Annotated in this window: 19 protein-coding genes and 1 tRNA gene; 12 read left to right on the top strand and 8 right to left on the bottom strand. The window is 67.6% G+C overall.

Annotation, left to right across the window (positions count from 1 at the left end; genetic code table 11):
• Positions 1 to 29: 29 nt before the first annotated feature.
• A complete protein-coding gene (locus ACWJI7_RS12165; RefSeq protein ID WP_479938276.1) occupies positions 30 to 404 on the top strand; it encodes a DUF6165 family protein in 375 nt (124 codons plus the stop codon).
• Here ACWJI7_RS12165 and mutS read toward each other — a convergent pair.
• A complete protein-coding gene (gene mutS, locus ACWJI7_RS12160) occupies positions 389 to 3,160 on the bottom strand; it encodes a DNA mismatch repair protein MutS (protein ID WP_479938232.1) in 2,772 nt (923 codons plus the stop codon). The two genes, ACWJI7_RS12165 and mutS, sit on opposite strands and share 16 nt — an antisense overlap.
• A gap of 169 nt (positions 3,161 to 3,329) precedes the next feature.
• On the opposite strand from mutS, the gene psbZ reads away from it, so the two are divergent.
• Both psbZ and ribH read left to right on the top strand, forming a co-directional pair.
• The gene (gene psbZ, locus ACWJI7_RS12155; RefSeq protein WP_479938231.1) at positions 3,330 to 3,518 is read left to right on the top strand and encodes a photosystem II reaction center protein PsbZ; all 189 of its coding nucleotides are present in this window, start codon (positions 3,330 to 3,332) and stop codon (positions 3,516 to 3,518) included.
• 6 nt (positions 3,519 to 3,524) lie between these two features.
• The gene (ribH, locus tag ACWJI7_RS12150; protein WP_479938230.1) at positions 3,525 to 4,004 is read left to right on the top strand and encodes a 6,7-dimethyl-8-ribityllumazine synthase; all 480 of its coding nucleotides are present in this window, start codon (positions 3,525 to 3,527) and stop codon (positions 4,002 to 4,004) included.
• Positions 4,005 to 4,041: 37 nt separating this feature from the next.
• On the opposite strand, the gene ACWJI7_RS12145 is transcribed toward ribH, so the two are convergent.
• Entirely contained in the window at positions 4,042 to 4,836 is a 795-nt protein-coding gene (locus ACWJI7_RS12145) for a glycosyltransferase family protein (RefSeq protein WP_479938229.1), read from the bottom strand.
• A 268-nt stretch (positions 4,837 to 5,104) separates the two neighbouring features.
• Here ACWJI7_RS12145 and ACWJI7_RS12140 point away from each other — a divergent pair.
• Positions 5,105 to 5,176, top strand: a tRNA-Gly gene (locus ACWJI7_RS12140).
• Positions 5,177 to 5,213: 37 nt separating this feature from the next.
• Here the strand turns inward: ACWJI7_RS12140 and ACWJI7_RS12135 are convergent.
• Entirely contained in the window at positions 5,214 to 5,678 is a 465-nt protein-coding gene (locus ACWJI7_RS12135) for a GNAT family N-acetyltransferase (protein ID WP_479938228.1), read from the bottom strand.
• Between the two features lie 154 nt (positions 5,679 to 5,832).
• On the opposite strand from ACWJI7_RS12135, the gene secA reads away from it, so the two are divergent.
• Positions 5,833 to 8,682 (top strand): preprotein translocase subunit SecA, encoded by a 2,850-nt coding sequence (gene secA / locus ACWJI7_RS12130; RefSeq protein WP_479938227.1) that lies wholly within the window; start codon positions 5,833 to 5,835, stop codon positions 8,680 to 8,682.
• Between the two features lie 3 nt (positions 8,683 to 8,685).
• Here secA and cysE read toward each other — a convergent pair whose 3' ends face one another.
• On the bottom strand, positions 8,686 to 9,438 hold the full coding sequence (gene cysE, locus ACWJI7_RS12125) for a serine O-acetyltransferase (RefSeq protein WP_479938226.1): 753 nt from the start codon (positions 9,436 to 9,438) through the stop codon (positions 8,686 to 8,688).
• 92 nt (positions 9,439 to 9,530) lie between these two features.
• Complete coding sequence (locus ACWJI7_RS12120; RefSeq protein ID WP_479938225.1) at positions 9,531 to 10,559, bottom strand: GntR family transcriptional regulator; 1,029 nt, start codon at positions 10,557 to 10,559, stop codon at positions 9,531 to 9,533.
• 143 nt (positions 10,560 to 10,702) lie between these two features.
• On the opposite strand from ACWJI7_RS12120, the gene ACWJI7_RS12115 reads away from it, so the two are divergent.
• Positions 10,703 to 11,437, top strand: coding sequence for a dienelactone hydrolase family protein (locus tag ACWJI7_RS12115; RefSeq protein WP_479938224.1), 735 nt, complete (start codon positions 10,703 to 10,705; stop codon positions 11,435 to 11,437).
• A 13-nt stretch (positions 11,438 to 11,450) separates the two neighbouring features.
• Here ACWJI7_RS12115 and infC read toward each other — a convergent pair whose 3' ends face one another.
• Both infC and miaA read right to left on the bottom strand, forming a co-directional pair.
• Positions 11,451 to 12,110, bottom strand: coding sequence for a translation initiation factor IF-3 (infC, locus tag ACWJI7_RS12110; RefSeq protein ID WP_479938223.1), 660 nt, complete (start codon positions 12,108 to 12,110; stop codon positions 11,451 to 11,453).
• Between the two features lie 73 nt (positions 12,111 to 12,183).
• Positions 12,184 to 13,092 (bottom strand): tRNA (adenosine(37)-N6)-dimethylallyltransferase MiaA, encoded by a 909-nt coding sequence (gene miaA, locus ACWJI7_RS12105; RefSeq protein ID WP_479938222.1) that lies wholly within the window; start codon positions 13,090 to 13,092, stop codon positions 12,184 to 12,186.
• Between the two features lie 219 nt (positions 13,093 to 13,311).
• Between miaA and gyrB the strand changes: the two genes are divergently transcribed.
• The 4 genes from gyrB to ACWJI7_RS12085 are packed head-to-tail and all read left to right on the top strand — an operon-like array spanning position 13,312 to position 16,407.
• Positions 13,312 to 15,276 carry a DNA topoisomerase (ATP-hydrolyzing) subunit B gene (gyrB, locus tag ACWJI7_RS12100; RefSeq protein ID WP_479938221.1) on the top strand — a complete coding sequence of 655 codons (1,965 nt, stop codon included), beginning with the start codon at positions 13,312 to 13,314 and terminating at the stop codon, positions 15,274 to 15,276.
• On the top strand, positions 15,276 to 15,617 hold the full coding sequence (locus ACWJI7_RS12095; protein ID WP_479938220.1) for an SH3 domain-containing protein: 342 nt from the start codon (positions 15,276 to 15,278) through the stop codon (positions 15,615 to 15,617). The genes gyrB and ACWJI7_RS12095 overlap by 1 nt, the downstream gene beginning before the upstream one ends.
• Positions 15,610 to 15,984: a fluoride efflux transporter FluC gene (locus ACWJI7_RS12090; RefSeq protein ID WP_479938219.1), complete on the top strand. Its 375-nt coding sequence runs from the start codon at positions 15,610 to 15,612 to the stop codon at positions 15,982 to 15,984. Before ACWJI7_RS12095 ends, ACWJI7_RS12090 begins: the two co-directional genes overlap by 8 nt.
• A 15-nt stretch (positions 15,985 to 15,999) precedes the next feature.
• On the top strand, positions 16,000 to 16,407 hold the full coding sequence (locus ACWJI7_RS12085) for a FluC/FEX family fluoride channel (RefSeq protein WP_479938218.1): 408 nt from the start codon (positions 16,000 to 16,002) through the stop codon (positions 16,405 to 16,407).
• Here ACWJI7_RS12085 and ACWJI7_RS12080 read toward each other — a convergent pair.
• Positions 16,373 to 16,852: a glutathione peroxidase gene (locus tag ACWJI7_RS12080; RefSeq protein ID WP_479938217.1), complete on the bottom strand. Its 480-nt coding sequence runs from the start codon at positions 16,850 to 16,852 to the stop codon at positions 16,373 to 16,375. The two genes, ACWJI7_RS12085 and ACWJI7_RS12080, sit on opposite strands and share 35 nt — an antisense overlap.
• A 95-nt stretch (positions 16,853 to 16,947) precedes the next feature.
• On the opposite strand from ACWJI7_RS12080, the gene mgtE reads away from it, so the two are divergent.
• Together mgtE and ACWJI7_RS12070 are read left to right on the top strand one after the other, a co-directional pair.
• The gene (gene mgtE / locus ACWJI7_RS12075) at positions 16,948 to 18,384 is read left to right on the top strand and encodes a magnesium transporter (RefSeq protein ID WP_479938216.1); all 1,437 of its coding nucleotides are present in this window, start codon (positions 16,948 to 16,950) and stop codon (positions 18,382 to 18,384) included.
• A gap of 130 nt (positions 18,385 to 18,514) precedes the next feature.
• Positions 18,515 to 18,658: sigma-70 factor domain-containing protein (locus ACWJI7_RS12070; protein ID WP_479938274.1), on the top strand; the 144-nt coding region annotated here is incomplete at its 3' end.

The following is an 18,658-nucleotide window of genomic DNA, read 5'->3' as shown; positions in this document are numbered from 1 at the left end:
GCGCCCCGGCGCTGCGGCTGCGTGCTCCCGTGTCAGTGGGGGAGCTGATCGACAAGCTCACCATCCTCACGATCAAGCACGAACGGATCACCGATCCGACCCGGAGCGCCAATGTGCGGCGAGAGCGCGACGGCCTCCTCCAGGAGGCCCGGCGGGCCGGCATCGCCGACCCCGTTGGACCGCTCGCTCCGCTGGCCCAGGCGCTGGGGGATGTGAACCGGCGACTCTGGGACGTGGAGGAGGCCCTGAGGCGCCATGAGAGGGACGGGGACTTCGGCGCCGGCTTTGTGGAACTGGCGCGTTCGGTCTATCGGCTCAACGACGAGCGAGCGGCGATCAAGCGCCGGCTCAATGCCGCCAGCGGTTCGGCCCTGATCGAGGAGAAGTCCTACGCGACGTTCTGAAGGCCGACGGCCACGTGGCTGTTGGCTTCGATGCGGCCCAGAACCTGCCGGGCGCGGCGGACCACCTGGGGGGGCACACCGGCCAGCCGGGCCGCCTCGATGCCATAGCTGCGGCTGGCCCCGCCGGGGCGCACCTGGTGAAGAAACAGGAGGCGATCGCCGGTCTCCTCCACCATCACCTGGAAATTGGCCACGTTGGGGAGCAGCGAGGCCAGCTCGTTGAGCTCGTGATAGTGCGTGGCGAACACGGCACGGGCCCGCACTCCTTCGGCCAGATGCTCGGCCACCGCCCAGGCGATCGAAAGGCCATCGAACGTGGCGGTTCCCCGGCCGATCTCGTCGAGCAACACGAGGGATCGGTCGGTGGCGTGGTGCAGGATGTTGGCGGTTTCGGCCATCTCCACCATGAAGGTGGACTGGCCGCTGGCCAGATCGTCGACGGCCCCCACCCGGGTGAAGATGCGATCGGCGATGCCGAGGCTGGCCGAGCGGGCCGGGATCCAGCTCCCGATCTGGGCCATCAGCTGCAGCAGACCCGTCTGGCGGAGATAACAGCTCTTGCCGCTGGCGTTCGGGCCGGTGAGCACCACCAGGTCGGGGTCGCCCGTAGAGCCCAGGCCGATGTCATTGGCGGTGAAGCGCTCCTCCACCAGCAGCTGCTCCACCACCGGATGGCGCCCGGCCTCGATGCGCAGCTGGCGGTCGTCGGTGATCCGGGGTCGGCAGTAGCCGCTGGTGGCCGCCACCTCGGCCAGGGACGCGATCGCGTCAAGGGCGGCGACCTGCCGGGCGGCGGCGCGGATCGGGGCGGCCCGCTCCCCCACCTGCTGGCGCAGGGCCGCGAACAGCTCGAATTCCCGCTGGGCGGCGCGGGCCCGCAGCTGCAGGATCCGCCCTTCCCGGGCCTTGATCTCCGGGGTGACAAAGCGTTCCTCGTTGGCCAGGGTCTGGCGACGGATCCAGTGGTCCGGCACCTGGCCGGACCGCGACCGGCTCACCGAGAGGAAATAACCGAAGGTGCGATGGACCTGCAGCCGCAGCGTGGGGATGCCGCTTTGGCGCCGTTCCTCCTCCTCCTGGGCCTTCAGCCAGGCGTCCTGGTCGTCGAGTCGGTTGCGCAGGCCGTCCAGCCGGCCATCGACTCCGTCATGGATCAGGCCACCTTCGCTGAGGCTGAGTGGCGGGGCCTCCACCAGGTTGTGGCGCACCAGCCCCGCCAGCTCGCTCAGGGCGCTCTCGGGCTGACCCAGGGAGCGGAAGACGGCGGCGTCGCCGTCGGCCAGCAGGGCAGCCAGCCGGGGCAATCGCTCGAGGCCGTCGGCCAGGGCGACGAGGTCGCGGGCGGAGGCGGTGCCGGCTCCGGCCCGTCCGGCCAGCCGCTCCAGATCCCCCATGGAGCGCAGCAGCCGCCGCAGGGCCAGCCGCAGCTCCCGCCGCCCCACGAGTAGTCCCACCCCGTCCTGACGCTCCCCGATCGTGACCGGATCGATCTGCGGCGCCTCGATCCAGCGCCGCAGTGCCCGGGCGCCCATGGCCGTCATCGTCCGATCGAGGGCCCAGAGCAGGGATCCCTGGAACTGGCCGTCCCGCTGGGTCTGGGTGAGCTCCAGGTTGCGGCGGGTCTGGGCGTCCAGCACCAACTGGTCGCCGGCGCCGCGCAGGGTGGGCAGATCGAGCGGGACGCGGATGGGCCGGTCGCCCTCGCCGGGCTGGGTATCGTCGAGGTAGTGGAGCAGGCCCCCGGCGGCCCGCAGGGCCAGGGGGGCCACGGCCAGGCCCAGCCCGTCCAGGCTGCCCAGATCGAAGCGCTCCAGCAGGGAGCGCCGCGCTTCCGCCAGGGCAAAGGGCGTGAGCGGCAGGCGGGTCCGGTGCAGCCCCTCGGGAATCCAGGCCGGGGCCGGGGCTTCGCTGGAGGGCCAGAGCAGCTCGGCGGGCTCGAGCTGCAGCAGGTCCTGATGCAGCCGGTCGCTGCCCTCCCGTTCCATCAGCCGGAACTCGCCGGTGCTGACATCGGCCACGGCCAGCCCCCATCGGCCCTCCTCGAGCACCGCCGCCGCCAGCCAGTTGTTGCGCCGCGCCGCCAGCATCCCCTCCTCGAGCACGGTGCCGGGGGTGAGGATCCTGGTGATGCCCCGCTTCAGCAGGGCCCCTTTGGACGGGGTGCTTTCCAGCTGGTCGCACAGGGCCACCGGCAGGCCCCGCCGCAGCAGTTCGCCGCAATGGCGTTCGGCGGCGTGGTGGGGGATGCCGGCCATCGGCACCCGCCCCAGCGCCTTGCCGGCCTCCTTGCCGGTGAGCGTGAGTTCGAGCAGCTGCGAGACCCGGATGGCGTCCTCGAAGAAGCATTCGAAGAAATCGCCGAGTCGATAGAGCAGCACCCGCTCGGGATGGGCGGCCTTCAGCTCCACGTAATGGCGCAGCATCGGCGGCAGCAGCTCGGGATCCACCAGGCTGTGGTGGTGCCAGCGGGGACCCTCCTCGGAGCCCTCCACCGCTGCGATGGGCTCCCCAGCCGCGCCGGATTGGGCTGGGCCGCGCCGGCGCGGTCGGGAGGCGCCGAAGCTTTCGAGCGCATCGTCGCTCGTCGGGTCGACGGCCGTGGGATCACCAGTCGGCGGCTCAGCGGCCGCGGGCCGGGGCGCGACTGTGGTCCCAGCGCCGGCGGCTTCCCCGCTGGTGGCTGGATCAGGGAACAGCGACCCCTGCTGCTCGGGAGCGGCCACCAGCGAGAGCTGTCGATCGGCCTGCCTGGCCACGCCCCTTCCGCACCCTGGCGCGATCGTAGGGCCCGTTTCCCCGGTCCCCCCCACAACTTGTGACGGATCGGCGGGGCGGGCGGAGCTTCCCGGGAGGCCCCGTGGGAGAATCCGCCCACTGCCCGCTCTGGACCGTGCGTCCGGACCTGCGCACCACCCCATTCCAACCATGCAGATCCTCAACACCCTCACCGTTCTGGCCCTGGTGGTGATGTCATTTGCCCTTGTGGTGGCGGTTCCCGTGCTCTATGCCAGCAGTGAGGACAGTGGTCGCTCCAACCGCCTGATCCTGCTGGGAGGGGCGGCCTGGGTGGCTCTGGTCCTGCTCAACTGGGGCATGAGCTATTTCGTGGTCTGACCTGCGTTGACGGTTTTCGAGGGACGTTTCACCGAGGCCGGCGGCCTCCGCATCGCCGTCGTCGTCGGTCGGTTCAATGACCTGGTCACGGCGAAGCTTCTCAGTGCCTGCCTGGACTGCCTGTCCCGCCACGGCATCGACATCGGGCCCGACAGCCCCCAGCTGGATGTGGCCTGGGTGCCAGGGAGCTTCGAGATCCCGCTTGTGGCGCAGCGTCTGGCGGCCTCGGGTCGCTATCACGCCCTGATCACCCTCGGGGCGGTGATCCGCGGAGATACCCCTCACTTCGACTACGTCTGCGCCGAGGTCAGCAAGGGGGTGGCCTCCGTCGCCCGCGACACCGGCGTGCCGGTGATCTTCGGGGTGCTCACCACCGACACCATGCAGCAGGCCCTGGAACGGGCCGGCATCAAGAGCAACCTGGGCTGGGGGTACGCCCTTCAGGCACTGGAGATGGGCAGCCTGATGGCGGTGCTGCCCTCCTGAAGGGTGGGGCGATCGACGGACGCCACCACCCCCTCGCTCACCACAGGGCAAGCCCCCACTTGCGAAAATAGATCCAGGCGCTGTGAAAGTTGACGAGCATCAACTTCAAGCTGTGGTAATTTCCCCGACCCCAGTGATGACGAACCGAGGCGATCGGCAGATGGATCGCCCGGCCCTGACGCCGCATTGCCCGGGTCAGATCCGCATCTTCAAGATAGAGGAAAAAGGCCTCATCGAAACCACCTGATTGTTGGAATGCGGCGCTGCGCATCAGCATGCAGCAGCCGCTCAGGTAAGGAACGTCGAAGATCTCGTCGTAATTTTTCTGCTTCATTGCGTACCAGTTGTCATACCGCTTCAGCCATGCCGGCTTCAGGGCCGGGGGAAGAAAGCGGCGGCTGAGCAGACCCAGCAGGGTGGGATTCCGTTTGCAGAGGTGCTGGGTTTCCCCGTGTGGCGAAAGAATCCTGGGTGTGGCGATCGCGATTTCGGGATGATCTCCCAGCCAGGTTGAGAGGGCTTCGAAACTTCCCGGGCTCCAGCTGAGATCGGTGTTCAGGGCCCCCAGCAGCGTGGGCAGGGGGGCCAGCTCAGCCAGGGCCGCCACGCCGCGATTCACGGCCCGCCCGTAGCCGGGATTCTCCGGCAGTGCCAGGAAGAGATCGGCGCCCTCGCGCAGCCGCTCGACCGGCTCCCCTGGGGTGTGGTCGTTGACGACGACGGCATAGCCGATGCCGGGGGACAGGGCGGCCAGGCAGGCCATCAATTGGGTGATCTCCGGCTCGCTGGGGTGGTAGGCCACCAGGATCAATTCCAGCAGGCGTTCGCGCATCCAGATGGACGGATCGGTGGAGCAGAGTGAGCCGTGGAACGGACTGATCGGGGGATCGACCAGGCCACGCTCGGGGTCTCCATCTCTCGCAGATTCTCCCATGGCCGTGGGCCGACCTGCCGGGCCGTTCCGGTGGCCCTGAGGGCGTCCTGCCGGAGCCGGACGGCCTGTCGCGGAGGGCCGCCGCCGCCGCCGGCTGCCGGGATCGGTCCGATTGACCAACCCCCCCTCGATGGTGCATGCTGAACAGATCGGCAGCCAGCCGGCTGCGGGTGTAGCTCAGTGGTAGAGCGTCACCTTGCCAAGGTGAATGTCGCGCGTTCGAATCGCGTCACCCGCTTGTTCCGAAGGTGGCGTCACCGGCTTCCTTCTGCCCATCACCCCAAGGCTCGTCCGGAGCCTCTCTCCGGGCTCGAGCGGCGCATCAGCTGCTGATCCCCCACCGGGTCGAACCCCAGCGCCCCATAGAACGGTGCGCTTCTGGAGGTCATCAGGTACACCCGCTGGGCTGCGGCCACCGTCGCTGACCCCAGCAGGGTCTCCACAACCCTCCGTCCCAGGCCACGTCCCTGGTGCGCTTGGTCGACCACCACGTCCCAGAGCACGGCTCGAAACACCCCGTCAGTGGTGGCGCGCCCGAACCCCACCAGCCGGCTGCCCACCCAGGCGCTCACCACCACGCTGCTGCCCGAGAGCATCCGGTGCAGCTCGGCGTGGCTGCGGCCGCAGGCCCAGAAGCTGTGGCCATCGAACAAGGCCTGGAGCTGATCGAGGTTCCGCCGCAGCCGCAGCCTGAGTGGACCGTGTCGAACCACATGGACAGGGTGGCGCTGCTCGCTCACCAGCGATCGAGGCGGGCTGGCTCCAAACCGTACAGGTCCCCGGGGGCGCTGGACGGGGGAAGGCGGTCAAAACCCTTGCGCTCACTGGCTTTTCTCCACCACTCAGCCGGGAAGCGGTGGTAGGGTGCCCATCTATCCGGTCGATGTTGATCCCATGCTCAAGCTGTTGCTGGGGGATCCCAATGCCCGCAAGCTGAAGCGCTACCAGCCGATCGTTTCGGACATCAACCTGCTGGAGGAGGAGATCGCTCCCCTCTCTGACCTGGAGCTGCGGGGCAAGACCGCCGAATTCCGCCAGCGGCTGGAGCAGGCCTCCGGCCCCGTTCACCAGCGCCAGTTGCTCGATGAGCTGCTACCTGAGGCGTTTGCGGTGGTGCGGGAAGCGGGGCAGCGGGTGCTGGGCATGCGCCACTTCGATGTGCAGCTGATCGGAGGCATGGTGCTTCACGAGGGCCAGATCGCCGAAATGAAGACCGGCGAGGGCAAGACCCTGGTGGCCACTCTGCCCGCCTATCTCAACGCCCTCACCGGAGCGGGGGTGCACGTGGTGACGGTGAACGATTATCTGGCCCGCCGTGACGCCGAGTGGATGGGACAGGTCCACCGCTTCCTCGGATTGTCGGTGGGGCTGATCCAGCAGGACATGGCTCCGAACGAACGGCGGCGCAATTACGCCTGCGATATCACCTATGCGACCAACAGTGAGCTCGGGTTTGATTACCTGCGTGACAACATGGCCAATGACATCGAGGAGGTGGTGCAAAGGAACTTTCACTACTGCATCATCGACGAGGTGGATTCGATCCTGGTTGACGAAGCCCGGACTCCGCTGATCATTTCCGGGCAGGTGGAGCGCCCCCAGGAGAAATACATGAGGGCGGCTGAAATTGCCAGCAGCCTCACACGGGCCGAGGGAACGGCCAAGGATGGCATCGATCCCGAGGGCGACTATGAGGTCGATGAAAAGCAGCGCAATGTGACTCTCACCGATGAAGGTTATGCCAAGGCGGAGGATCTGCTCGGCGTGCAGGATCTCTTTGACCCGGCCGATCCATGGGCTCATTACATCACCAATGCGCTCAAGGCCAAGGAGCTGTTCGTCAAGGATGTCAACTACATCGTGCGGGCGGATGATGCTGTCATTGTTGATGAATTCACCGGCCGGGTGATGCCTGGCCGGCGCTGGAGCGACGGGCAGCATCAGGCGATCGAAGCCAAGGAAATGCTGCCGATCCAACCTGAAACCCAGACGCTGGCCAGCATCACCTATCAGAACTTCTTTCTGCTCTACCCACGTCTGGCCGGCATGACCGGCACGGCCAAGACCGAGGAGGTGGAATTCGAGAAGACCTACAAGTTGGAAGTCACTGTCGTTCCCACCAACCGGCCCCGCTCCCGCCAGGATCTGGTCGATCAGGTCTACAAGAACGAAGCCGCGAAATGGCGGGCGGTGGCCGCTGAATCCGCCGAGGTGCACCATGCCGGACGGCCCGTGCTGGTGGGCACCACCAGCGTCGAGAAGTCGGAGCTGCTTTCCACGCTGCTGGCCGAGCAGGGGATTCCCCACAACCTGCTCAACGCCAAGCCCGAGAACGTGGAGCGGGAGGCCGAGATCATCGCCCAGGCCGGGCGGGCGGGCGCCGTGACGATCGCCACCAACATGGCCGGCCGTGGCACTGACATCATCCTCGGAGGCAACTCCGATTACATGGCCCGCCTCAAGCTCCGGGAGGTGCTGCTGCCCCGGCTGGTGCGCCCGGAGGAGGGCCACAAGCCGCCGATTCCCCTGCAGCGGGAGCAGGGCAGCGGCGGATTCGCCGCCACCTCCACCGCCGCGGCCGGCCCCGCGCGCGCGCCCAGCGAGGCCCGGGCGATTGGGGCGCTCTACCCCTGCGCCCTCAGCGAGGAGACGGATCAGGCCCTGGCGGAGCTGGCCCGTCAGTTGGTGAAGGCCTGGGGGGACCGCAGCCTCACCGTGCTCGAGCTGGAGGATCGCATCGCCCAGGCTGCGGAGAAGGCTCCCACCGACGACCCCTTGATCCAGGAGTTGCGCCGGCTGATCGCCAGGGTGCGCTCCGAGTACGAGCGGGTGGTGCAGCTGGAGGAGGAGGGGGTGCGTCAGGCCGGAGGTCTGCATGTGATCGGCACCGAACGCCATGAGTCCCGGCGGGTGGACAATCAGCTCAGGGGGCGGGCCGGCCGTCAGGGCGACCCCGGCAGCACCCGCTTCTTCCTCTCGCTGGAGGACAACCTGCTGCGCATCTTCGGGGGCGACCGGGTGGCGGGGCTGATGAATGCCTTCCGCGTCGAGGAGGACATGCCGATTGAATCCGGCATGCTCACCCGCTCCCTGGAGGGGGCACAGAAAAAAGTTGAAACCTATTATTATGATATCCGAAAGCAGGTTTTTGAGTATGATGAGGTGATGAATAACCAGCGCAAGGCCGTCTATGCCGAGCGCCGCCGCGTGCTCGAAGGGAGAGAACTGAAGCTGCAGGTGATCGGCTATGGCGAACGCACGATGGATGACATCGTGGAGGCCTATGTCAATCCAGATCTACCTCCAGAGGAGTGGGATCTCGGTCAGCTGGTGGCCAAGGTGCAGGAGTTCGTGTATTTGCTGGCTGATCTCACCCCTGATCAGCTCAAGGGCCTCTCCACCGATGAGCTGAAGGCCTTCCTGCGCGAGCAGCTGCGCAACGCCTACGACCTCAAGGAAAGCCAGATCGAGCAGGCCCGTCCGGGGCTGATGCGGGAAGCGGAGCGTTTCTTCATCCTGCAGCAGATCGACACCCTCTGGAGAGAGCATCTCCAGGCCATGGATGCCCTACGTGAGTCCGTGGGTCTGCGGGGCTACGGCCAGAAGGATCCGCTGATCGAATACAAGAATGAGGGCTATGACATGTTCCTCGACATGATGACCGGCATGCGTCGCAATGTGATCTATTCGATGTTCATGTTCCAGCCCCGGGTGGAGAGCGCCGAGGCCGTCGCCACCGGCTGAGGCTCAGCTCTGCTGGGGGGCCGGGCGCTCACCGAGGAACTCGAGGATCTCCCGGTCCTTCAGGTTCTGGGCATTGCCCGCGCAGCTTTCCTGCAGGGGCCGGCCTGCCGCCACTTCCCGCAGGCAGCTCTGCAGACGGCTGAGCTCGTTCTCGAGCGTATCGATCCGCTCCATCAGGTTGCGGATCACCCGGGCCTCCGCGTCGGGCAACTGGGAGTGGGCCAGCGGGTCGATCCGCACTCCGGACTGGTGCACGACCCGGCCCGGCACCCCGACCACGGTGCTGTCGGCCTCCACATCGCGCAGCAGCACCGATCCGGCACCGATCCGGGTGTTGGCCCCCACCGTGATCGCCCCCAGCACCTTGGCGCCGGCGCCGACCACCACGTTCTCCCCGAGGGTCGGGTGCCGTTTGCCGTGCTCCTTGCCGGTGCCGCCCAGGGTGACCCCCTGGAAGAGCAGGCAGCGGTTGCCGATCTCCGCCGTTTCGCCGATCACCACCCCCATGCCGTGGTCGATGAACACGCCGTGGCCGATCCGGGCCCCCGGGTGGATCTCCACGCCGGTGAGGCTGCGGCCGAGCTGGGAGAGCAGCCGTGGCAGCAGCGGCAGGCCCATGATCCAGAGCCGGTGGCTGCAGCGGTGCAGCACCAGGGCCTGGAAGCCGGGGTAGCAGAGCAGGATCTCGACGGTGCTCCGGGCCGCCGGATCCCGTTCCTTGATGATCCGCAGATCCGCCAGCAGAGGGCTCAGCAATCGCCGGATCGGTGAACCCAAGGCACAGGAGCGGAAGGATGGGATGGCCCGCGCCCGGCCCGCCAGGGGCGTTGCTCAGGCCGGGACAGCCTTCATCCTGCCTGAGCGGCCTCGCTGTCGACGTAGCCGTCGCGGGGGCCAATCAGGCCGATCTCCTTGCGGAGCAGATCGATCGTGGCGGCGCCGAGGTAGCTCTGGGCGCAGTGCACCTGGGGCAGGCGCATCAGCTGGGCCCGGTTCTGTCGGAGGGTCTGCTCCACCAGGGGCAGGCTGGGGCGATCACAGAGCACATGGCTGGCGGCCCGCAGCAACGCCAGCAACCGGCTGCCCACATCCGGGTTGGCGGTCATCACCAGCAGCTCGTTGCCACGCATGCTGTGCAGGATGACCTCGGCGGCCCGCAGGATGCCCGGACTGATGCTGACCAGTCCCACGCAGCTGCCGGCACGCAACTCCTTGAGCAGATCGAGCTCATGGCGGAAATCGTTGAGGTCCACCGCCACGGCCCGCACCCCGTAGCGCTGGGCGAGCTCCTCAACCGGTTGCAGGAAGTAGCGGCTGGTCACCACGGTGCCGTTACTGGAACTCTCCAGCACGGCCTCGAGCTCCTCCATCGGCACCACCTCCACCGGCACATCCAGCACCGGCTCCAGCTCCTCGGCGATCAGCATCGAGGCGCCGATGTCCTCCCGGGGGGTGGACACGAGCACGCGGGCGCCGCAGCGCAGGCGCCAGTCGATCTCGCGGGTCAGCAGCTCCCGGGCCTGCTGCAGCGTGCAGCCGGCGTTGAGGAGCCCATCGACGCACTGGCGCACCTCCCGGTCGATGTCCGGTCGCAGCCGGTTGCGCAGCCCCGGGGGCGGCTTGAGCTCCCGGGGCTTCTGCTGATCGCGGACGTAGATCCCGGAGCCGGCCATGGCCTCCACCACGCCGTCGTTCTCCAGCTGGCGGTAGACCTTGCTGATCGTGTTGCGATGCAGCCCTGTCTGCATGGCCAGCTGGCGGGTGCTGGGCAGCCGGTGCCCCGGCGGGTAATGCCGTGCCGCGATGGCGAAGCAGATCTGGTTGTAGAGCTGGGTCGACGCCGGGATGTCGCTTTCCTGCTGGATGTGGAATCGCACGCCGGAACGGACACGGGTTAGGTGGAGCCACCCTACGGAGCTTCGGCGCCGGTGACAATTCCCCCTGTGGCATAGCCCCCTGTGCCGGTTCGCACCGTCACAGGGGGGCGGGCCAGAGTGGGACTGCCTGATCCTGGAGGGACATGGGGAGCTGGATCACGATTCCCGTCGCCGCCGGCACCCTGGTGGACCCGGCCGAGCTCCGCTGCTGGTGGTCCAGGCCTGTGGGGCCAGCGAAGGCCGGTGTGCTGGTCCTCCCGGAGGTGTTCGGCCTCAACGGCTGGGTGCGCCGCACGGCCGATCGGCTGGCGGGCCAAGGCTTCGGGGCCCTGGCGGTGCCCCTGTTCGCCCGCACGGCCCCCGGCCTCGAACTGGGCTATGGGGCCGGGGATCTGGCCGAGGGGCGACGCCACAAGGATCAGGTCACCACTTCCCAGTTGCTCGCCGATCTGGCCGCCGCCGCCGCCTGGCTGCGGGGGCAGGTGACGGGCGATCTGGGCTGCGTCGGCTTCTGTTTCGGTGGCCATGCCGCGCTGCTGGCCGCGAGCCTGCCGGCGGTGACCGCCAGCTGCGATTTCTACGGCGCCGGCGTCGTGGCGGGCCGGCCGGGCGGGGGGGCCCCGTCCCTGGCCGTGTTGCCGGAGATCGGCGGGCGGTTGCTGTGTGTCTGCGGGAGCTGGGATCCGCTCCTCCCCGCCGCGGAGGTGGCCATGATCGCAGCCGCCCTGGCTGAGGTCGACCCCGGCGGCCGTCGCCTGCGCCTGGTGGAGCTGGAGGGCGGCCACGGCTTCATGTGCGATGAGCGGAGCGACCATGCCCCCGAAGCGGCCGCGGCGGGGTGGAAACTGCTGCTGGAGTTCTTCGAGGAGACGCTCTGAGCAACGGGCCCGTTCAGGCTTCGGCCGCGGCCGCTTCGGAGCTGCCGGCCGCCTGACGCACGGGGGAGGGGATGGTGCGCACCGCCTTGGCGGCCAGGGCCGCCGCATCCTTCTCCTTGGTGAGCGGTGTCTTGCGGGGGGTGAGGAACATGATCATGTTGCGACCCTCCCGCTTGGGCTCCTGCTGGATCTCGGCGCTCTCCTCGAGGTCCTTGGCCATGCGGTAGAGCAGCTGCTCGGCCAGGGCCGTGTGCTGAATCTCCCGGCCCCGGAAGATCACCGTGCACTTCACCTTGTCACCGTCCTTGAGGAAGCGAACGGCCTGACCGATTCGGACCTGATAGTCGTGCGAATCGATCTTGTAGCGCATCTTCACTTCCTTGACCTCCGTCTGGTGCGATTTCTTCTTCGCTTCCTTGGCTTTCTTCTCCTGCTCAAACTTGAACTTGCCGTAGTCCATGATCCGGCAGACCGGCGGATCAGCCTTCTCGCTCACCAGCACCAGATCCAGGTCCCGGTCCTTGGCGACCTCGAGAGCCTCTTCCCTGGTGATCACCCCAAGCTGGCTTCCATCGGCATCCACCACCCTGAGCTGGGGGTAGCTGATCCGTTCGTTGATGTTGGGCAGCTCCCGGACGGGAGCACGGCGATCGAAACGGGGACGAGGAGGCATTCAGAGTGGCGAGGGGACCGGAGGCGGACGAACCGGCGGGGCCGACAGCACGATCAGCGACGGTGCCGGCCTTTCACCCTAGGACGTGCTGGACCGCAGGCAACGCCATCAGCAATGGATCCGACGGGCCGTCGGGTCCATCCAGCCAGAGCGGATTGTGCTGCCGGCGGAACCAGGTGCGCTGCCGTTTGGCGTACTGCCGGGTGCGGCGGGTGGTCAGGACGATGGCGTCCGCTTCCTCGATCTCTCCAGCCAGCAGGCTCCGGGCCTCGCCGTAGCCGATGGTGCTCAGCAGGGGCAGATCGGCCCCATGGCGCCGGATCAGTTCCGCGGTCTCCCGCACCAGCCCGCGGGCGTAGAGGTCCCGTGTGCGCCGGGCGATCCGTTCCTGCAGGTCGGGTGGATCGAGCCCGAGCTCCAGCACCCGCCAGGGGGGCGCTTCGGCCCGCAGCTGGCTCGAGATCGGCCGCCCGGTGGCATAGAGCACCTCCAGGGCCCGCTGGGTGCGTACGGCGTCCGCCGGGGCGATCCGGCCGGCGGCGATCGGATCGCCCCGGCCCAGGAGCTGGTGGCAGGTCCCCTGGCCGAGGGCGGCGAGCTGGAGCCGGAGGGCTGGCTGGGGCGGCACCGCCGGCGGCCGCTGCCCCTGCAACAGGGAGCGCAGGTAGAGGCCGCTGCCTCCAGCCAGCAGGGCGATCCCGCAACGCCGGTGTTCCGCCGCGATCACCTCCAGGGCGCTCCGGCGGAAGTCCTCCAGGTTGAGCGGTCGATCGGGGGGGCGCAGATCCAGCAGCTCATGACGCACCCGGGCCCGCTGCTGCGCCGTGGGTTTGGCCGTGCCGAGGTCCATCCCGATGTAGAGCTGCCGTGAATCCACCGACAGCACGGCCAGCCCCAGCCGTTCGGCCAGCCGGATGGCCAGTTCGGTCTTGCCGGCGGCGGTGGGCCCCAGCAGCGCGATCACCAGGGGCAAGGGCTCCATCAGGTGTCCAGGGTTGGACCCCTTATTCGAGCAGGCCACCAGAGGCCCCTGGCGGCGGCTGTGAGCCTTCGGTGGTAGATTCGTCTACTGGAAAGGGGTTTCGGCGCGCATGCCGCCACGTGTGGGGCCTGAGCCCCGGCCGGTCGCTTTCCCAGGATCCAGCCCCATCCATCCTTCTCAACCCATGGACTTCGCCGTCCGCCAGGTGTGACCTCCGGAATGAGCGACGCTTCCAGCTCCAAGGTTCAGCACGCCTACGGGGCCGAGCAGATTCAGGTTCTCGAGGGCCTGGAGCCGGTCCGCAAGCGGCCCGGCATGTACATCGGGACCACCGGTCCCCGTGGCCTCCATCACCTCGTCTATGAGGTGGTCGACAACTCGGTGGACGAGGCCCTGGCCGGCCACTGCAATGCGATCAGTGTCCGGCTCTGTGAGGACGGTTCCGCCGAAATCATCGACAACGGCCGGGGCATTCCCACCGACATCCACCCCCGCACCGGCAAGTCGGCCCTGGAAACGGTGCTCACCGTCCTGCATGCCGGCGGCAAGTTCGGCAGTGGCGGTTACAAGGTCTCCGGCGGCCTCCACGGGGTGGGCGTCTCGGTGGTGAATGCGCTCAGCGAATGGGTGGAGGTCACCGTGCGGCGCCAGGGTCAGGCCCACCGCCAGCGGTTTGAGCGGGGTGCCCCGATTGGCACGCTGCGCTCCGAGCCCGACCCCGGCGGCGACACCGGCACGGCGGTGCGGTTCAAGCCGGATCTGGAGATCTTCACCGGCGGCATTGAGTTCGATTACGCCACCCTCTCCGGCCGCCTGCGCGAACTGGCCTACCTCAACGGTGGCGTTCAGATCATGTTCAGCGATGAGCGGCCCGGTTCCCTCGGCTCCGATGGCCAGCCCCATCAGGAGATCTACCACTATGAAGGCGGGATCCGGGAATATGTGGCGTACATGAACGCCGGCAAGGAGCCCCTGCATCCGGACATCATCCACGTCAATGCCGAAAAGGATGGCGTCCATGTGGAGGCCGCCCTGCAGTGGTGTGTGGATGCCTATTCCGACAGTATCCTCGGCTTCGCCAACAACATCCGAACCGTCGATGGAGGCACTCACATTGAGGGTCTCAAGACGGTGCTCACCCGCACCCTTAACACCTTCGCCCGCAAGCGCGGCAAGCGCAAGGATGCCGATTCCAACCTGGCCGGGGAGAACATCCGCGAAGGTCTCACCGCCGTGCTCTCGGTCAAAGTGCCCGAGCCCGAGTTCGAAGGTCAGACCAAGACGAAACTCGGCAACACCGAAGTTCGCGGCATCGTTGATACGGTGGTAGGCGAAGCCCTGGGCGAATTCCTAGAGTTCCACCCCCAGGTTATCGATCTGATTCTGGAGAAGGCGATTCAGGCCTTCAATGCCGCCGAAGCGGCCCGCCGGGCCAGGGAGCTGGTCCGACGCAAGTCGGTGCTGGAGAGTTCCACCCTGCCAGGCAAGCTGGCGGATTGCAGTTCCCGTGACCCTTCCGAGTCGGAGATCTACATTGTGGAGGGCGATTCAGCCGGGGGCTCCGCCAAGCAAGGCCGCGACCGACGCTTCCAGGCCATCCTCCCTTTGCGCGGAAAGATCCTCAACATTGAGAAAACGGACGACGCCAAAATCTATAAGAATACGGAGATCCAGGCACTCATCACCGGGCTTGGCCTTGGCATCAAGGGGGAGGATTTCAACGAATCGGCCCTGCGTTACCATCGGATTGTGATCATGACTGATGCGGATGTTGATGGTGCTCACATCCGCACTCTGTTGCTCACTTTCTTCTATCGCTATCAGAAGACGCTGCTGGAAGGTGGCTATATTTATATTGCTTGCCCGCCTCTGTACAAGGTCGAGCGGGGCAAGAATCACACTTATTGCTATAATGAACAGGATCTCAAAAAGACCCTCGAAGGCTTTGGAGAAAAGGCTAACTACACGATTCAGCGTTTCAAGGGCCTCGGCGAGATGATGCCAAAGCAGCTCTGGGAAACCACGATGGATCCCGCCACCCGAATGATGAAGCGGGTGGAGATCGAAGATGCGGCAGAAGCCGATCGCATCTTCACCATCCTGATGGGTGACAAGGTGGCGCCCCGCCGCGAGTTCATCGAAACCCACAGCGCTGAACTGGATTTCGCGCAGCTCGACATCTGATGAGGGGTCCGGCGACGGGTTCCCTGCTGCGTTGGGGCTGGCTTCTGGGAGTGGCCCTGCTGGTCCCGGCCGGTCTGCCTGCCGGTGGTGCCGAGCGGCGTCAGCCCCAGATCCGTCGCCGGGCCGGGGCAGATCCACTTCTGAGCGGATTCGGTGACGTGCTGCGTGCCAGCCCCTGCGCCGTCGCTCCTGCCCTGCGCACCCTCCCCGCTGGCACCCCCCTGCAGCCGTTGCGCCGATGGCGCTGCGGTGCCGGGATCGGCTGGCTGCAGGTGTGGGTCTGCAGTGGCGATGGCTGTGACGACGCGCCGGCCGCCCGCCGCGGCTGGATTCATGGTTGAGGCCCTGATGGTGGGCATCGGCGCCATTCCCGGAGCCTGGCTGCGGCTGCGGGTGGTGAACCATCTGGAGCCGATGGTTCCCCACAAGCACTGGGGCACGTTCAGCGTGAATCTGATCGCCGCCTTCTCCCTCGGGCTGGTGCTCGCCATGCAGGACCGCTGTGCGCCCGGGCGTGGGGGCGCCCCCTTGCTCCTGCTCGTCGGTACGGGCTTTTTCGGCAGCCTCAGCACCTTCTCCACCTTTGCCGTCGAATTGCTCAACACCCTGCGCGAGCGCCGCTTCGGGTCATTCGCGGTGCTGGCCCTGGGATCCCTGCTCGGTGGGCTGCTGGCAGCCGGCGCCGGCTACTCCCTGGGCCAGACCTGACCTCCTTCCCGCGTCGTGTCCGAACCTTCCCCCGTTGTCCTGACCCTGCGCACCGAGCTGGTCGAGCTGCTGCTGGTGGCGTTGGGCGCCGTCCCCGGGGCGCTGATCCGCTGGCAGGTGGGCCTGCATCTCCAGGACCACGACCTGCTGGTGAATGTGGCGGGTGCGGCGATCCTGGGGCTGCTCCTGGGCCTTCCCCACCATCCCCACCGTCAGCTGCTGGTGGGCATCGGCTTTTGCGGAGCGCTCACCACCTTCAGCAGCTGGATGGTGGCCTGCGTGATCCTGATCGCCGCGGGCCAATGGTCCGCCGCACTCGGCCTGATCGGCCTGACCCTGGGGCTGGGCCTCGGCGCCGCCACCCTCGGCTGGCTGCTGGGTCGGCGGCTCAGACCTCCAAGGCCGCTTCGATCGCGGCCCTGATGGTGGGGCCGTCGGGTTCCTCGGCACTCTTGAAGCGGGCCTGCACGGTGCCGTCCTTGCCGACCAGGAACTTCTCGAAATTCCACTCCACGTCCCCGGCCGGCTCCACAGCGGTCAGCCGGTCGTAGGGGGCCGTCTTGTCGCCCTTGGCGTGCACCTTGTCGAACAGGGTGAAGCTGGCGCCGTAGGTGGTGGAGCAGAACTGCTGGATCTCCTGCAGGGTGCCCGGTTCCTGAGCGCCGAAGTCGTTGCAGGGGAATCCGAGCACCTGCAGACCCCGGGAGCCGTAGGCGTCCTGCAGGGCCTGCAGGCCGGCGTACTGGCGGGTGAAGCCGCAGCGGCTGGCCACGTTGACGATCAGCAGCACCTGGCCGGCGTACTCATCCAAACGGCGTTCCTCGCCGCTGGCCCCCCGCACCACCACATCCGACACAGTCACCACCATGGAATCCAGGAATCGCACGGCTGGACCCTAGGGCCCGGCCATCGGCGGCGCCGGTCTGCGCCCATACACTCGGGGGGCCGCGATCCTCCGGTGCGATGAGCGAGGCCATCAGCGGATCCACCGCAAGCGCCCCCGGGGCCGCCTCCGTCACGGGCGGTGTGCTGGTGGCCGATGTGGTGGCGCGCCAGCTGCAGGGCCTGCTGGCCGCCGGCAACTATGACGGCGTCAAACTGCTGCTGGAGCCTGTCCAGCCGGTGGATTGCGCCGAGGCGATCGGGCGCCTGCCCCGCACCCTGCAGGCCCTGGCCTTTCGGCTTCTGGCCAAGAACGAGGCGATCGAGGTCTACGAGTACCTCGACCCCACCGTGCAGCAGAGCCTGCTGGAGCGGCTTCGCTCCGGCGAAGTGCTGGAGCTGGTGGAGGAGATGTCCCCCGACGACCGGGTGCGTCTGTTCGATGAGCTGCCGGCCAAGGTGGTGCGGCGGCTGCTGATGGAGCTCAGCCCGGCCGAGCGGCGCGTCACGGCCCAGCTGCTGGGTTACGAGCCCGAGACGGCGGGCCGGCTGATGACCACCGAGTTCATCGACCTCAAGGAATTCCACAGCGCCGCCCAGGCCCTCGACATCGTGCGCCGCCGGGCCCGCGACACCGAGACCGTCTACAGCCTCTACGTCACCGACGGCTCCCGTCACCTCACCGGCATCCTGTCGCTGCGGGATCTGGTCACGGCCGACCCCGACGATCGCATCGGCGATGTGATGACCCGGGAGGTGGTCAACGTGACCACCTCCACCGACCAGGAGGAGGTGGCTCGGATCATCCAGCGCTACGACTTCCTGGCCGTGCCGGTGGTGGACCGGGAGGACCGGCTGGTGGGGATCGTCACGGTGGATGACGTGATCGACGTGATCCAGCAGGAGGCCACCCGGGACCTCTACGCCGCCGGCGCCGTGCAGGCCGGCGATGAGGACGACTACTTCCAGAGCAACCTGTTCACCGTGGCCCGACGCCGGGTGGTCTGGCTGCTGGTGCTTCTGGTGGCCAACACCGGCACCTCGGCGGTGATCGCTTCGAAGGAGGGGGTGCTCCAGGAGGTGGTGCGGCTGGCGGCCTTCATCCCGCTGCTGATCGGCACCGGCGGCAACGTGGGCGCCCAGAGTTCCACGGTGGTGATCCGCGGCCTGAGCACCCAGCGGATCCAGGCCCTGGGGGTGTGGCGCACGGTGGGCCGTGAAGCGTTCTCAGGATTGCTGCTGGGCCTGCTGCTGGTGGTCGTGGTGGTGCCCTGGGCCTGGCAGGTGGGCGGCGGCGTGCTGGTGGCCACGGCCGCCGGCATCAGCCTGGTGTGCATCACCACCTTGGCGGCCACCGCCGGGGCGGCCCTACCCCTGCTGTTCGACCGGCTGGGCCTGGATCCGGCCCTGATGTCGGCGCCGTTCATCACCACCGCCACCGATGTCGCCGGGGTGTTCATCTACCTGCAGACCGCCTCCTGGCTGCTCCATCAGGTGGGCCTCCCCCCCCTCGGCTGACCCGGGTCCCGGGGGGACCGGGCGGGATGCTGGGGCCTCCGCTGGGGGAGGAAATCGGAAATCAAACGGTTTCTGAGAGATCCTTCACACTTCTTCAGGTTAGGCTTCACACACCGTCAAAAGCAGTTCCATGGTCGTTGCCCTAGCCGTTGATCGAAAGCCCTCCACCACCCCGGCACCGGCTTCCACCGTCACGGTGCGCTCCCTCCCTCCCGTCGACGGCGATCTGGTGCGTTCCTACCTGCGCGACATCGGCCGGGTGCCGCTGCTCAGC

This window comes from Cryptocyanus atlanticus LEGE 06306 (assembly GCF_056633155.1).
Note: the sequence above shows the minus strand (reverse complement) of the source record. Positions and strands in the feature narration are given on the sequence as shown.